The organism is Thermodesulfovibrio thiophilus DSM 17215 (assembly GCF_000423865.1).
GTDB lineage: Bacteria > Nitrospirota > Thermodesulfovibrionia > Thermodesulfovibrionales > Thermodesulfovibrionaceae > Thermodesulfovibrio > Thermodesulfovibrio thiophilus.
Window position 1 is genome coordinate 33,214 of sequence record NZ_AUIU01000001.1, and the last position, 15,052, is coordinate 48,265.

The 15,052-nt window shown below is 34.3% G+C and carries 21 protein-coding genes; 14 read left to right on the forward strand and 7 right to left on the reverse strand.

Features of this window, described 5'->3' with window-relative positions; translation table 11 throughout:
• Positions 1-5 precede the first annotated feature (5 nt).
• The 7 genes from G581_RS0100175 (at position 6) to G581_RS0100205 (ending at position 5,552) form a co-directional block, all read left to right on the forward strand.
• Complete coding sequence (locus G581_RS0100175; RefSeq protein ID WP_083962503.1) at positions 6-773, forward strand: sulfite exporter TauE/SafE family protein; 768 nt, start codon at positions 6-8, stop codon at positions 771-773.
• On the forward strand, positions 770-1,738 hold the full coding sequence (locus G581_RS11435) for an N-acetylmuramoyl-L-alanine amidase (protein WP_051178567.1): 969 nt from the start codon (positions 770-772) through the stop codon (positions 1,736-1,738). The genes G581_RS0100175 and G581_RS11435 overlap by 4 nt, the downstream gene beginning before the upstream one ends.
• On the forward strand, positions 1,731-2,249 hold the full coding sequence (locus tag G581_RS0100185; RefSeq protein WP_028844094.1) for a GerMN domain-containing protein: 519 nt from the start codon (positions 1,731-1,733) through the stop codon (positions 2,247-2,249). The genes G581_RS11435 and G581_RS0100185 overlap by 8 nt, the downstream gene beginning before the upstream one ends.
• Positions 2,249-3,055: a glutamate racemase gene (gene murI / locus G581_RS0100190; protein ID WP_028844095.1), complete on the forward strand. Its 807-nt coding sequence runs from the start codon at positions 2,249-2,251 to the stop codon at positions 3,053-3,055. Before G581_RS0100185 ends, murI begins: the two co-directional genes overlap by 1 nt.
• Positions 3,052-3,756, forward strand: coding sequence for a ribonuclease PH (rph, locus tag G581_RS0100195; protein ID WP_028844096.1), 705 nt, complete (start codon positions 3,052-3,054; stop codon positions 3,754-3,756). Before murI ends, rph begins: the two co-directional genes overlap by 4 nt.
• Positions 3,757-3,864: 108 nt before the next feature.
• Positions 3,865-4,317, forward strand: coding sequence for a ribose 5-phosphate isomerase B (gene rpiB / locus G581_RS0100200; RefSeq protein WP_028844097.1), 453 nt, complete (start codon positions 3,865-3,867; stop codon positions 4,315-4,317).
• Positions 4,318-4,319: 2 nt separating this feature from the next.
• On the forward strand, positions 4,320-5,552 hold the full coding sequence (locus tag G581_RS0100205) for a serine hydroxymethyltransferase (protein ID WP_028844098.1): 1,233 nt from the start codon (positions 4,320-4,322) through the stop codon (positions 5,550-5,552).
• On the opposite strand, the gene tadA is transcribed toward G581_RS0100205, so the two are convergent.
• From tadA to G581_RS0100240, 7 genes are read right to left on the reverse strand one after another with little or no spacing between them, the layout of a single operon-like run.
• Positions 5,546-6,013, reverse strand: a complete 468-nt coding sequence (tadA, locus tag G581_RS0100210; RefSeq protein ID WP_083962505.1) for a tRNA adenosine(34) deaminase TadA — start codon at positions 6,011-6,013, stop codon at positions 5,546-5,548. The genes G581_RS0100205 and tadA overlap by 7 nt on opposite strands.
• Positions 5,980-6,624: a hydrogenase nickel incorporation protein HypB gene (hypB, locus tag G581_RS0100215; protein ID WP_028844100.1), complete on the reverse strand. Its 645-nt coding sequence runs from the start codon at positions 6,622-6,624 to the stop codon at positions 5,980-5,982. The genes tadA and hypB overlap by 34 nt, the downstream gene beginning before the upstream one ends.
• Positions 6,614-6,970 carry a hydrogenase maturation nickel metallochaperone HypA gene (gene hypA / locus G581_RS0100220; protein ID WP_028844101.1) on the reverse strand — a complete coding sequence of 119 codons (357 nt, stop codon included), beginning with the start codon at positions 6,968-6,970 and terminating at the stop codon, positions 6,614-6,616. Before hypA ends, hypB begins: the two co-directional genes overlap by 11 nt.
• Complete coding sequence (locus G581_RS0100225) at positions 6,970-7,287, reverse strand: YtxH domain-containing protein (RefSeq protein ID WP_028844102.1); 318 nt, start codon at positions 7,285-7,287, stop codon at positions 6,970-6,972. The genes hypA and G581_RS0100225 overlap by 1 nt, the downstream gene beginning before the upstream one ends.
• Positions 7,288-7,292: 5 nt before the next feature.
• Positions 7,293-7,697, reverse strand: coding sequence for a hypothetical protein (locus tag G581_RS0100230; RefSeq protein WP_028844103.1), 405 nt, complete (start codon positions 7,695-7,697; stop codon positions 7,293-7,295).
• Positions 7,698-7,733: 36 nt separating this feature from the next.
• Positions 7,734-8,309 (reverse strand): CDP-alcohol phosphatidyltransferase family protein, encoded by a 576-nt coding sequence (locus G581_RS0100235; protein ID WP_051178569.1) that lies wholly within the window; start codon positions 8,307-8,309, stop codon positions 7,734-7,736.
• 2 nt (positions 8,310-8,311) lie between these two features.
• On the reverse strand, positions 8,312-9,409 hold the full coding sequence (locus tag G581_RS0100240; RefSeq protein WP_028844105.1) for an inositol-3-phosphate synthase: 1,098 nt from the start codon (positions 9,407-9,409) through the stop codon (positions 8,312-8,314).
• A gap of 124 nt (positions 9,410-9,533) precedes the next feature.
• Between G581_RS0100240 and xerC the strand changes: the two genes are divergently transcribed.
• From xerC to G581_RS0100275, 7 genes are all read left to right on the forward strand, one after another.
• The gene (gene xerC, locus G581_RS0100245) at positions 9,534-10,436 is read left to right on the forward strand and encodes a tyrosine recombinase XerC (RefSeq protein ID WP_051178571.1); all 903 of its coding nucleotides are present in this window, start codon (positions 9,534-9,536) and stop codon (positions 10,434-10,436) included.
• On the forward strand, positions 10,437-10,970 hold the full coding sequence (gene hslV / locus G581_RS0100250) for an ATP-dependent protease subunit HslV (protein WP_028844107.1): 534 nt from the start codon (positions 10,437-10,439) through the stop codon (positions 10,968-10,970). It abuts the gene before it with no gap.
• Complete coding sequence (hslU, locus tag G581_RS0100255; RefSeq protein WP_028844108.1) at positions 10,970-12,307, forward strand: ATP-dependent protease ATPase subunit HslU; 1,338 nt, start codon at positions 10,970-10,972, stop codon at positions 12,305-12,307. The genes hslV and hslU overlap by 1 nt, the downstream gene beginning before the upstream one ends.
• Positions 12,279-12,977, forward strand: a complete 699-nt coding sequence (locus G581_RS10045; protein WP_169368340.1) for a septal ring lytic transglycosylase RlpA family protein — start codon at positions 12,279-12,281, stop codon at positions 12,975-12,977. Before hslU ends, G581_RS10045 begins: the two co-directional genes overlap by 29 nt.
• Positions 12,967-13,548 (forward strand): FmdE family protein, encoded by a 582-nt coding sequence (locus G581_RS0100265; RefSeq protein ID WP_028844109.1) that lies wholly within the window; start codon positions 12,967-12,969, stop codon positions 13,546-13,548. Before G581_RS10045 ends, G581_RS0100265 begins: the two co-directional genes overlap by 11 nt.
• A complete protein-coding gene (locus tag G581_RS0100270) occupies positions 13,545-14,717 on the forward strand; it encodes a class I SAM-dependent RNA methyltransferase (RefSeq protein ID WP_038064433.1) in 1,173 nt (390 codons plus the stop codon). The genes G581_RS0100265 and G581_RS0100270 overlap by 4 nt, the downstream gene beginning before the upstream one ends.
• A 12-nt stretch (positions 14,718-14,729) precedes the next feature.
• A partial coding sequence (locus G581_RS0100275; RefSeq protein WP_028844111.1) for a cupin domain-containing protein occupies positions 14,730-15,052 on the forward strand: 323 nt, incomplete at its 3' end.

Consider the following 15,052-nt stretch of genomic DNA (forward strand, 5'->3'; position numbering starts at 1 on the left):
TGATTGTGAAAAATCAGTTAATAAATTCTCTCTGGATAGGACTTTTAGCAGGTTGTTTTGGTGGTCTTGTAGGCCTTGGTGGTGGTGTTGTTATGATTCCGCTCATGGTTGGAGTGTTTAAAATTACTCAACATAGAGCTCATGGCACAAGCCTATTTGCTCTTGTATTCACTGGTATTACAGGAGCAGTTGCGTATGGGATGAAAGGCTCTGTTGATGTTATAGGATCTTTAATTCTCGCTGTAACAGCAATTTTTACTGCAAGGACAGGTGCAAGATTTGCACACAGTTTGCCAGAATGGAAACTTAAAAGGGCTTTTGGAGCATTTCTTATATTTGCATCATTAATACTTATTGCAAAACCATATCTTGCACACTTATATCATTTTGAAATTACAGGAATTCTTAAAGTTATTATTCTGCTTGCTATAGGAGTTTTTGCTGGTTTTCTTGCTGGAATGATGGGAGTTGGAGGAGGAAGTGTTATGGTCCCAGCACTTGTTTTAATATTGAACTACGGACAGCATATTGCACAGGGAACATCTCTTTTATGTATGGTTCCTGCAGGAATTGTTGGTGCTTACACTCATCTCAGACTTGGCAATGTCATTAAGGAACTACTCCCTGGATTAATTGCCGGGATAATCATTGGTACCTATGTTGGTTCTAACATCGCTCATGCACTTTCAGATGCCTATTTAAGAATAATATTTGCTTTAATTATAACCTTTACAGGAATAAAGTATTTGAAAACACCGAAGTCTGATAAATGATAAAAAAAACAATATGTCTGATTTTTTTTGTTTTATCCACTACTGTTTATGCTCAAGATGATGTCTTGAAAGTAACTTTCAGAGTAGGAAAACATCAAAATTTTTATAGATTTGTTTTTATATGTGAAAGACCTGAAATTATCCATTCAATTAATGTAAATCTGCTAAACAATGGTAAGATAAAACTTACTTTTCCAGAGTCTTTTGAAATTGAATTTGAAGGAAGACTTCTGTCTATGCAGGATAGAATAAAAGACCTAAAAACTGTTAGGCAGAATCTTAATACTTTTATTATTGAAACATCAAAAATTCAACAGATAAAAGTTTTAAAATATGAAGATCCTTTAAGACTGGTAATAGATGCTTATTTTGAAGAACAACCCGCAGAAGAAAAAGTTAAAATGGTATCCATATTAATTGATCCAGGACATGGTGGAAAAGACACAGGAATACAGTTCAAAGATAAGAATGAAAAGGATATAGTTTTATATATTGCAAAAGAACTAGCGTCAAAGCTAACGCAGAAAGGAATAATAACTGTTCTTACAAGAGCTTCTGATGAAGAAGTATCATTGAGAGAAAGAATAAAAATTGAAAATAGATTAAAACCTTTATTATTTTTAAGTATTCACTTATCAAGTGCAGAATCCTTTATTATTTATACTTCTCCAGCAAAGAAAAATATCTCAAAAGAAAAGTTATCAAAAATTTTACTAAATGAAAATAAGGCAATAAAAATTTTCATCAATAAACTAAAAGAATCTTTTCCCGAACCACTCTATCAAGAAAAACTACCAGCAACTGTCCTTAAAGAATCCTCTGTGCCTGCTTTAATGATAGAAATTCCTAAAAGGGCATTAATTTTTGATAAAGATTATTTAAATAAAATTACAGATGTATTTGTTCAGACAATTGAACAAAATTTAAAACAAAAAGCTAGATCAGACAAGGCTAACAATGAATAAAAAACTTATCCTAACTATTTCTATTATATTAATAACTATTACTATATCGATTATAGTTTACTTTTCATTTCAAAAGCCTGATAAACCACGTTTTATTGAACCAAATAAAGCCGAACAAACTACAGAAAGCTTTAAAATATATATACCTTCTTCAAATTCTTTAATAAGCAAAGAAATTTATTTTAAAGAAGATGAAGCTCAACTAAAAAACATTGAAAAAATTTTAGAATTTTTTTTAATAGAACTACCTGCACCATTTAAAGAATCAAAAGTTTTTGGATTATATAGAGACAAAGAAAATACAATTTATATAGATTTTTCAAAAAAATTTGCATCTCCTCAAAGCATGCGTGAAGAATATTTCATACTCAAATCCCTTTATAGGACATTAAAAGAGAATTTTGTATGGATAAATGATATAAAAATCCTTATCGATGGTAAAGAAGTTGAAACTTTGTCAGGTCATATTTCCCTACAATCATCTTTCAAAGAAATAATGGAGGAGGGTTAATGCAACAAAAGCCTATTGGTATTTTTGATTCTGGCGTTGGAGGATTAACTGTATTAAAGGAGATAGCCAAATTACTTCCAAATGAAGATTTAATCTATCTTGGAGATACAGCAAGAGTTCCTTATGGAATTAGATCAGCTGAAACTGTTGTAAAATACTCTATTGAATGTGCAGCCTTTCTCTTTAGAAAACAGATAAAAATGCTCGTTATAGCATGTAATACATCTTCTTCTTTAAGTCTTGAAGTTTTAAAAAAGAGATTACCGATTCCTGTTATTGGAGTTATTGAACCTGGTGTTAGAGCAGCATTAAAAACTACAAAAAATGAGAAAATTGGGATTATAGGAACTGAAGCAACAATTCAGAGTGAAGCTTATACCAAAAAAATAAAGTCATTAAATCCAAAAATAGTTGTTATTTCAAAAGCCTGTCCATTGTTTGTACCATTGGTTGAAGAAGGAATCCTAGAGGGTATAATTACTGATTTAGTCGTAGAAAGATATCTTAAGGATTTTAAAAATAGCGGAATTGACACTTTAATTCTTGGATGCACTCACTATCCATTGCTTAAAAGAGCTATTCAAAAATATATGGATGGAATTAAGCTTGTTGATTCTGCTGAAGAAATAGCTCAGGAAACAAAACTGATATTATCAAATAATGGATTGATTAATACAAAATCTGATTCTGGCTCTCAAATATTTTATGTAACAGATGCACCTGATAGATTTAAAAAAATTGGTGAAATTTTCTTAAACCATGAAATAAAAAATATATTCAAAATATTGCTTGAGGGAGAAAAATGAGACCTGATGGAAGAAAAAATGATGAAATGAGAAGTATAAAGATTATTAAAGAATTTGTCAAAAATGCTGATGGCTCTGTTCTGATTGAGCTGGGTCATACCAGAGTTATATGTACTGCTTCCATAGAAAATAAAGTTCCACCCTTCTTAAAAGACCAGAGAAAAGGATGGATAACAGCGGAATACGGAATGCTTCCTCGTTCAACACCAACCAGAATGATTAGAGAGTCTTCGGCAGGTAGAATTGGTGGTAGAACGCATGAAATTCAGAGACTTATTGGAAGATCATTGAGATCTGTTGTTGACCTTGAAAAACTTGGTGAAAGAACAATATGGATAGACTGTGATGTAATTGAAGCAGATGGAGGAACAAGAACAGCCTCAATTACCGGTGGATATATAGCTTTAAGAGAAGCAATTACAAGGGCCATGCATACAGGAATGATTGCTGAAAATCCAATTAAAGAAACTATTGCAGCTATCAGTGTAGGTATTGTTGCAGGAGAACCCAGACTGGATCTGTGTTATGCTGAAGACTCAGTAGCGGAAGTTGATATGAATATTATAATGACAGAGTCTGGAAAATTTGTAGAAATACAGGGTACTGCAGAAATAACTCCGTTTTCAAGAGAACAGTTATTACAACTATTAGCAATTGCAGAAAAGGGAATTAGGGAGATTATCAGAATTATTAATAAATAGATAGCTTAATTGAATCTGATTTATGCCATCTCTTAACGAGGCTATTACGAACACTAATATAATGTAAAAGTTTTACTTAAACCATTTAAATTATATATAATACTTGACATGAAAATTGCAATTGGTGCTGACCACGCAGGATTTGAGCTAAAGGAGATATTAACTCCTTTAATTAAGGAGATGGGATTTGAAGTTATCGATATGGGAACATCTTCGAGCTGTTCTGCTGATTATCCTGATTACGCCGAAGCAGTTGCACAGGAGGTGTCTGAAGGCAGAGTGGATAGAGGAATTCTTATATGTGGAACCGGAATAGGCATGGCAATTGTTGCCAATAAATTCAAAAATGTAAGGGCAACTCTTTGTAATGACCTGTACACAGCAAAACTGTCAAGACTTCATAACAATGCAAATATTCTCTGTTTCGGAGCAAGAGTAATTGGAAAAGACCTTGCAAAGGAAATTGTAACTGTCTGGCTTAACACTCCTTTTGAAGGCGGAAGGCATGAAAAAAGGCTTGAAAAAATAAATTTTATAGAGAGGAAGGTTCTTGGTCAATGATAATGAAACCTTTAAGAGAAGTTGATCCTGAAATTTATTCATTAATAAGGAAAGAAAAAAAGAGAGAATCAGAAAAAATTTTAATGATTGCTTCTGAAAATTATGTAAGCAGAGCTGTTATGGAGGCACAGGGTTCGCTTTTTACAAATAAATATGCTGAAGGCTATCCTGGTAAAAGATATTACGGAGGATGTGAATATGCAGATGAAGTTGAAAGACTTGCACAGGACAGAGCAAAACAACTCTTCTATGTTGAGCATGTAAATGTTCAACCACACTCAGGGACTCAGGCTAATATGGCTGTTTATTTTGCATTCCTACAGCCAGGAGATACAATTATGGGAATGAGTCTTCCACATGGAGGACATCTATCACATGGCTCATCTGTTAATTTTACAGGAAAGCTATATAAAACAGTTTTTTATGGTGTCAACAGAGAAACAGGTTATATTGATATGGATGAGGTAAAAAAGCTTGCATATGAACATAAGCCAAAAATAATCATAACAGGTGCAAGTGCTTATCCAAGAATTATAGATTTTAAAACATTTGCAGAAATTGCCAAAGAAATTGGTGCGTATCTTATGTCTGACATTGCTCACATTGCTGGTTTAGTTGCTACAGGTGTGCATCCATCACCAGTGCCTTATTCAGATTTTATCACAACAACAACTCATAAAACATTAAGAGGTCCAAGAGGCGGAGTTGTGATGTGTAAAGAACAGTATGCAAAGGCTATTGATAAAAGTGTTTTCCCGGGGATTCAAGGTGGACCACTTGTTCATGTGATTGCAGCAAAAGCTGTTGCATTTAATGAAGCTCTTTCAGATAATTTTAAAGAATACCAGCAAAACATTGTTAAAAATGCTAAAGCTCTTGCTGATGCATTGAAAAAAAGAGGCTTCAAACTTGTCTCTGATGGAACAGATAATCACCTTATGCTTGTTGACCTTACAAATTTTAATATTACCGGGAAAGAAGCTGAAGAAGGTCTTGATAAAGCGGGTATTACAGTAAACAAGAACACAATTCCATTTGATACAAAACCACCAACAGTTACGTCTGGTATAAGAATTGGCACTCCTTCAGTTACAACTAGAGGTATGGGTGAAAATGAAATGGAAGAAATAGCAGAGATTATAGAAAGAGTGATTAAAAATGTTTCAAATAATGCAGTTATAAAAGATATGAAGAGAAAAGTTCAGGCATTATGTGAGAAGTTTCCAATTTATTGATGTTTTCTTAGTTTTTTAAAAAATTTCTGTAAAATGTGTATGCATTGGTCTTCAAGAATGCCTCTTGTAATTTCAACATGATGATTAAGACGTGGATCATCAATAATATTGTAAAGACTCCTTACTCCTCCACCTTTTTTATCATCACATCCATAAACAAGTCTTTTAAGTCTTGCATTAACCAATGCTCCAGCACACATAATACATGGCTCTTTTGTTACATAAAGAGTTGACTCCGTTAGTCTCCATGCACCTAGAATCATTCCAGCTTGTCTTATCGCTAAAATCTCTGCATGAGCTGTAGGATCATTTGTTGTTTCTTTTATATTATGAGCTCTTGTAACTATCTCATTGTTTATTACCAAAACAGCACCAACTGGGACTTCTTCCTTCTCGTATGCCTTCTGTGCCTCTTTTAATGCCTCTTTCATGAAATAGATGTCATAAGCCAGTTCGTCCACTCATCAATACCATATCCTGTTTTACAGGAAACTTCAAAAATCTTTATGTTTGGATTAAGAGATAGAGCATCTTTTTTTATTTTATCAACATTTACATCAAGCAAATCTTTCAGATCAATTTTATTTATTATTAAAACTGATGATTCCTGAAACATCAATGGATATTTAAGTGGTTTATCATCTCCCTCTGTAAGGCTCAATATCATTACTTTCATGTCCTCACCAACTTTGAATTCCGCAGGACATACAAGATTGCCAACATTTTCAATGAATAGCACATCTAACTCTTTTAAAGGTAAATCTTTTACCGCATCAGCTATCATATTTGCGTCTAGATGACATGCTCCTTCTGTATTAATCTGCACGACCGGAACTCCCAGTCTATCGATTCTTTCAGCATCATTTGTTCCTGTAATATCACCTTCAATAACACCAACTTTAACTTTATCTTTAACAGCCTGAATTGTTCTTTCAAGAAGAGATGTTTTACCAGCACCGGGTGAACTCATGAGATTTATAACATAAACTCCTAGATCTTTGAACATTTTTTTGTTCTCTTCTGCTATTCTGTCATTTGCGTCCAGTATTCTCGTTGTAACTTTAATTTTCATCATTTACCTCCATTTCTGTAATATTAAGCTCTCTTCCGGAGACTATTTCTAATGAAAAACTACCACAGAAAGGACACTCAACAACCAGATAGGATTCATTGCTTGTGAACTCGTGGCCACATTCTTTGCAAAGCCCTTTCACTGGAATTTCCTCAACAATTAATTCAGCATCTTGAGCAGGGGTGCCCTCTTTTAAAACATTGAAAGCAAAAAGCAGGGCATCAGTCATCACTCCTGATGCCCTGCCGACGATAACTTTAATTGATTGAATTTTGCTGTATCCGTTTCTACCACACTCTCTTGTAGCAATATTAAGTAACTCATAAGCTATAGAAGCCTCGTGCATTATCCTTCTTGTTCCTTTTCTTTGGAAACTTCTTTTTCATAAGCTTCCTTACCTGCCTCTAACGCTTTTGTAAGAGCTGACTTTTTTTCTTCAAGTGTTTCCTTTGCTTTATCAAGGGTAGAGACTATTTTCCCCTTTGCTTCTTGGACATAAACTTGTGCTTTTTCTTTTACATCGTCAGCTGTTTCTTTAATCTTTCCTCTTGTTTCTCTTCCAGATTGAGGAGCAAGAATTAGTGCCATTCCAGCTCCAAGTATTCCACCAAGGAGAAATGATAAAAATACCGATTTTGTGCTGAATCCTCTGTCATCTTCCATCTTATTTACCTCCTTTTTTTAAGATTTTCAATAAAAACAGATGCAGCCACCCTTATGGCAGTTTTTAAAGCACTTCTTTTTAAAGATACCGCACTTTTTACTTTATCAAAAGTGCTAATAAACTCTGAAACAATTAAAATAAATTTTTCTACTGTTTCAGAAAGAAGTCTTATCTTTTCAGTAACTTCATTTACATTATCAATGGATGAACGAATTCCTTTGATTGATGCATGAGCATCATCAATAGCTGGTTCTAATTTTATTTTTGTAGAAATAAGAAATTCTTTGAATGCATTAATTCCTCTTCTAAGCTCAACAACCACGACAATGAGAAAAATAACTGCTGCAATGAGACTAAGCGTAGCAAGAAAATATCCAATACTTAAAAGAATTACCAATGTTTCACTCATTTACGCCTCCTTTTAAAAAGAATAACATTTTAAATGTTACCCCGGCAAATTTTTTAACTGCTTTTTTACATAAATAATTCTCTGAATAACAGTTATCCAGCTCAGCACTGTGAGAATAATAATCACAGGATACAGAGATTCTGTTAGACATCCAAAAGCAAGAAAAATAAGTCTTTCTGGTCGTTCTATAATTCCTATCTTACAGGAAACTCCGATTCCCTCAGCTCTTGCCCTTACATATGAAATCAGAAATGAAGCTATCATGCATAACAGGTTAAAACAAAGAGCGAGGTCATCTGAAATTTTAAAAAAATACAATGCAATACCAAGAAATATCAAGCCATCTGCAATTCTGTCAAGAGTTGAATCAAGTAAAGCTCCGAATCTGGTTACCTTACCATTCACTCTTGCAATAATGCCATCAAGCATATCAAAAACTCCACCTAAAAGAATAATAACTCCACCCCAGAAAAGACTGATAGGAATCAAAAATGCTGAAGATGCGGTAATTATCATTCCAAGAAAAGTAATAAAATTTGGATTAAACGGAAAGACTCTGGCTAAAGGACTGAGAGGTTTATCTAGAAAATGGCTGAATTTTTCACCAAGCAAGGCTATCTTTCCCTCTTGCCTTCTATAAACTCCTCCACCATATTTCTTGCTTCCTCGTCTGGATACTGAGTAAGTGGATGTTTCATAAAATATGCTGACGGAGAAATAAGTAATCCGCCCACTCCTCTATCACGTGCTAATTTACAACATCTTATTGCATCTATAACTACACCTGCACTATTAGGTGAATCCTCTACACTTAACCTTAACTCAAGATTGATTGGGATATTGCCAAAAATTTCGCCCTCAATTCTTAAAAAACATATCTTGTTATCATTTAACCAAGGAATATAATCAGATGGACCAATATGAACATGATCAGCTGTAATATTATGACAGATCTGACTTGTAACTGCTTCTGTTTTTGAAATCTTTTTTGAAGCAAGTCTACTGCGATTTAACATATTCAGAAAATCTGTATTGCCTCCAACATTTAACTGATAAGTATTTGTTATTTTTACCCCTCTGTCCATACATAGCTTTGTTATCGCTCTGTGAACAATAGTTGCTCCAATCTGACTTTTTACATCATCTCCTACTATAGGTACATTTTTCTCTTCGAATTTTTTAATCCATTCATTATTTGATGCAATAAATACAGGAATACAGTTAATAAACGCAACATGAGCATCAAGAGCTGCCTGTGCATAATATTTTGTTGCCTCTTCTGAACCAACTGGAAGATAACTAACCATTACGTCAGCACAGGCTTCTTTGAGAACTTTTACCACATCTACAGGCTCTATCTTTGCCGGGATAAATCTTTTGTCATCAGGATAATCTTTCATATGATCAGCAACTCCGTCAAGTACAGGTCCCATAGAAACCTTAACAGGTATATCTGGCAAATCAGGATAAAATATTTGTGTACAATTTGGTTTTGCAAAAATAGCTTCACGAATTGGTTTATTTACTTTTCTTTCATCTATGTCAAAAGCTGCCACAATCTCTATGTCTCCTGGGAAATATCCTCCAAGATTAAAATGCATTAACCCAGGAACATGGTCTATAACACCATGCTTTTTATAGTATTCAATTCCCTGGATAAGAGCACTGGCACAATTTCCAACACCAACAACTGCAAGTTTTATTTTACCCATTCAAAGCTCCTTTATTTTAAATCTAAAATGATAAAACAAAATTTTATAAACTAATATATGCCTTTATGTCAAGCTTGAAAGTGTTGATTTAATTTATTATTGAATTTTACAATATTTCTTAAGCGTGAGCAAAATTAAAAGTTATATAAACGATTTTTTAAATTATATAAGCCTGCAAAAAGGCGATTCACCTCATACGTTAAGAGCCTATAGAAGTGATCTTGAGGAATTTTTCAATTTTGTAAAAGTAGAGCCAGAAAAAGTTGAACCTATACTGATTAGAGGTTTTCTATCAGAACAGTTACTTAAAGGTAAAACAAAAACCACTGTTGCAAGAAAACTTTCCACATTGAGGTCATTTTTTTTGTATCTTTATTCAGAGGGAATCATAGACATAAATCCAGCAAGAGTTGTCTCATCAGTAAAAATAAAGAGAGCCTTGCCTAAATTTCTTACTGTAGATGATGCTTTCAGACTTGTAGAGTCTCCATCTGAAGATAAATTCAGTGCTTATCGAGATAGAGCTATTCTTGAAATTCTTTATGGCAGCGGTATAAGAGTAAGCGAGCTATGTGGATTAAATTTAGATGATTTAGATTTAAAGGAAGAATTAATAAAAGTGCGTGGCAAGGGGAATAAAGAAAGGATAGTGCCTATTGGAAATAAAGCCAAAGAAATCCTGAAAAAGTATTTAGCAATAAGACAGATATTGCGGATTAAGAAAAAACTTGTAGTGGATGAAACCCCTCTATTTATAAATAATAGAGGTAACAGGCTATCCACCAGACATGTAAGAAGAATTATAGACAAACATGCAAGAGCTATTGGATTGATTGAAAAAATCTCTCCTCATGTTTTACGACACACATTTGCAAGCCATCTTCTTATGGAAGGTGCTGACTTAAGGGTAATTCAGGAATTACTCGGACATTCGTCTCTCTCAACAACTCAGATTTATACCCATGTAGATTTAAAGCATTTAATAGAAGTTTATGATAGATCACATCCGCTCTCAAAGGAGGACTAAATGGAGTTTCATGGAACAACTGTATTATGTGTAAGAAGAGACAACTCAGTTATAATGGCATCTGATGGACAGGTTACAATGGGCAATACTGTGCTTAAACACAATGCAAAAAAAATAAGAAGACTTTATAATGGGCAGGTACTCACAGGCTTTGCTGGTTCCACAGCCGATGCTTTTACGCTGTTTGAGAGATTTGAGGGAAAACTGGACTCTTATAAGGGAAATCTGTTAAGAGCAGCAGTTGAACTTGCCAAGGAATGGAGAACAGATAAAATCCTGAGAAGACTTGAAGCATTACTTATCGTTGCGGATAAAGAACATATATTAATTATTTCGGGAAATGGTGACGTCATTGAACCAGAAGATGAGATAGCTGCAATTGGTTCAGGAGGCCCTTTTGCCTATGCAGCAGCAAAAGCGTTGTATGAAAATACCATGCTAAGTGCAAAAGAAATAACCACAAAGGCAATGGACATAGCATCAAAAATATGCATTTATACAAACAATATTATAGTTGTGGAGGAGTTAAACTAATGGAAAATCTTACACCTAAAAAGATAGTTGAAGAACTGGATAAATTCATAATAGGACAGGAACAGGCAAAAAAAGCTGTTGCAATTGCTTTGAGAAACAGATATCGCAGACAGTTACTTCCCAAAGAGTTACGTGATGAAGTTTTACCAAAGAATATTCTGATGATAGGCCCAACAGGAGTTGGTAAAACAGAGATTGCAAGAAGGCTTGCAAGACTTGTTAATGCTCCTTTTGTAAAAGTTGAAGCATCAAAATTCACAGAGGTTGGTTATGTTGGAAGAGATGTTGAATCAATAATCAGAGATATTACGGAGATAGCTATGAATATGATTAAGCAAGAACATACTAAAAGAGTTCAGGAAAAAGCAAAACAGATGGCAGAAGAAAGAGTCCTGGATATCTTATTACCTCAGCCAGGATACAGTAAAGAATCGGATGTCACAGAAGAAAAATCAAGCTATAAAGAAACGAGAGAAAAATTAAGAAAACAACTCAGAGAAGGAGTTCTTGATGATAGATATATTGAAGTTGATTTAAAGGAAAAGGTTGTGCCGTTTGGCATAATCTCAAATGTTGCAATGGAGGAGATTGAGATTAATCTTAAAGAGATGCTTGGAAGCTTTCTTCCTGAAAAGGTTAAAAGGAAAAAAGTAAAGATTTCAGAGGCTCTTACTCTATTCACTCAGGAAGAGGCAGGAAAGTTGATTGATATGGAAAAAGTTACAAAGGAAGCAATTGAAAGGGTTGAACAGACTGGTATTGTTTTTATAGATGAAATTGATAAAATTGCTTCTCGTGGCAGTTCCTACGGTCCTGATGTATCTCGTGAAGGTGTGCAAAGGGATTTACTGCCAATTGTAGAAGGTTCAACTGTTACAACAAAATATGGCCCTGTAAGAACTGACCATATTTTATTTATTGCCGCAGGCGCTTTTCATATTGCAAAACCAAGTGATCTGGTGCCAGAGCTTCAGGGAAGATTTCCTATAAGAGTGGAGTTAAGTTCGCTTGGCAAAGAAGAATTTATAAGAATTCTTACAGAACCTGATAATGCTCTTATAAAACAATATATTGCTCTTTTAGCTACAGAAGGCGTAGAGATTGAATTCACCCCTGATGCTATTGCAGAGATAGCAGAGATTTCTCAGGAAGTAAATGAAAAGACAGAAAATATCGGTGCCAGAAGGCTTCATACTGTTATGGAGAAACTTCTGGAGGATATTTCATTCAATGCTTCGGATTTAAAAGGACAGAAAATTATTATTGATGCCAGGATGGTAAGAGATAAACTTAATGAAATTCTTAAAAGTGAAGATCTCAGCAGATATATTCTTTAAAATTAAGACCATATTTTTGGTGATTTCTGTTTCACTGATGTTTTCATGTGCTCCACAAAGGCCTCCTTCTATTGAATATATTCCAGAGGGTGCGAAAAGAGGTATTGCATCATGGTATGGCCCTGATTTTCATGGAAAGCCAACAGCATCAGGAGAAATATACAACATGTATGACTACACATGTGCGCACAAAGAATATCCATTCGGGACAAAATTAAGAGTTGTTAATCTAAACAATAATAAAGACGTTGTATGCACTGTAAATGACAGAGGCCCTTTTATTCCTGGAAGAGACATTGATTTGTCTTATGCTGCAGCAAAAAAGATTGGTTTAATAGGTCCTGGAGTTACAGAAGTTTTAATGGACCCTGTTGGAAGAGAATCCAGGTATGTAAAATATGTAAAATATAGTCCTCTTTCAGGTCCTGCAACAATTCAGGTTGGTGCTTTCAAAGAAATTGACAATGCTTTGAGACTCAAACAGGCATTAAGCCTCAGATATGGTAATGTTTATATATACAAAGCAAATGTTAAGGGTGAAATATTCTACAGAGTACGGGTTGGCAAGTTTTCAAACTACGATGAAGCATATAATATAGCTAAAGAGATGGGGAAAGAAGGTTATAAAGCAATAATTACCAAATTTGAAGGAGTAAACGATGAAATTTAACGATGTAGTACTTTTTCACGGACATAGCTGCCCAGGACTTGCTTTAGGATATAGAGCTGCAATGGCTGCATTAGAGGAGCTTTCCTTAAAACACAGTGAAGATGAAGAGATTGTATGCATTGTAGAGAATGATTCATGCGCAGTTGACGCAGTACAGGTAATTACTGGATGCACGTTTGGAAAGGGTAACCTGATATTTAAAGACTATGGAAAGCAGGTTTATACATTCATTGACAGAAAAGCAGGCAGAGCTATAAGAATCTCGGTTGATTTTGATTATAAAGAAACAGAGGAAGAAAAAGCACTATGGCAGAGATTTGTGAAAGGTGACAGGTCATCAGAGGTTACAAATTTTATAAATCGCAGAAAAACAGAAAAAATAAATCGTATTCTTGAAGCACCGAAAAATGAGATTTTAAAAATAACATATCCTGCTATTATTCCTCCAAAAGAAGCAAGGGTATTTAAGAGTGTAAGATGCCAGTACTGCGGAGAAAAAGTTGCAGAGGCGAAAGCAAGATTACTGAATGGAAATATTTTATGTATTCCATGTTTTGAGAATTCATTATGAACGTTGTGGAACTTACTCTTACTGGAATAGCTCATCTCGGAGAAGCCATTGGAAAACATAATGGTAAAATTGTTTTTGTTCCATATGCAATACCTGGAGAAACTGTTAAAGCCAGAATCATAAAAGATGAAGGAGACTACTTTCGAGCGGAATTAGTTGAAGTGATAAGTCCTTCGTTTTTTAGAGAAATTCCTCAGTGTAAAATTTTTGGAATATGCGGAGGTTGTAGTTTCCAGCATATTGCATACAGCTATCAGACAAAACTCAAAGAAATAGTTTTAATGGAACAGTTGAAAAGGATTGGAGGATTTGAAAATCCGGAAGATTTTACAGAAATTACAATTAAAGCGGACAATCCTTATAACTACCGTAACAGGGCAGACTTTTCTATAAACACACAAAAGCTTTTAGGCTTTAAAATAAGAGGTTCGCACAAATTTATCAATGTTGAATACTGCCATATAATGCATGATAGTATAAACAGGATTCTTTCAATTATACAGAGAAAATCGCCAAAAAGAAAAACTCACAATATTACAATAAGATACGGGATAAATACCGGACAGTTGCTTGTTCAACCTGAAATTAATACAGAGGAAATAGAAACAGGGCAGAAATTTTATTTTGAAAAAATTCTTGACAGAGAATTCATGATCTCAGCACCATCTTTTTTTCAGGTAAATACTTACCAGGCTCAGAAATTAATTGAAGTTGTATTAAGCTATATCAATCCAGCAGACAGAATAATTATAGATGCATACGCAGGTGTGGGAACATTTACGGTATTTCTTGCTGAAAGGGCTGAGAGAGTGATTGCCATAGAAGAGAGTCGCTCAGCTTTTAAGGATGCGCAGGTAAACATAAAAAAATTTGATAACATATCCTATCTATGTAAAAAAACCGAAGAGGCATTGTTTGAGCCTAATATTAATGGAAATGTTATAGTGATTGATCCTCCAAGAGTTGGATGTATGAAAGAAGTGCTTGAGGCAATTGCGCAAAAGCAAATTAAAAAAGTTATCTACGTATCCTGTGAGCCTTCAACTTTGGCAAGAGATTTGAAATATTTAAAAGAGAAAGGTTATAGACTTGTGGAAGTTCAACCTGTTGATATGTTTCCTCAGACATACCACATTGAAAATGTTGCTTTAATGCAACTTGAAAAATAAAGGAGGACAGTTATGGCAGTGAAAATCAGTTTAAATGAATTACCAATGCAGCCTCATCAAAAATTCAGTGGAGTGAAGGTAGGTTATGTAATTACAAAAGAAAAACATCCTGAATTAAGTATCATTATAATGGAACTTGATCCTGGTGTTGAAATACCTTTACATACTCATGAAAAGGAAGTAGACAGCATATTTATAGTTGAGGGTGAAGGTGAAATATATATAGAAAACAACTGGCAAATAGTTAAAAAAGGTGATATTATAGCCATAGGAGCTAAAGAACTTCATGGATTAAAGGCAAAAGGACAGACACCTCTAAAATGTTATGTTGTCCA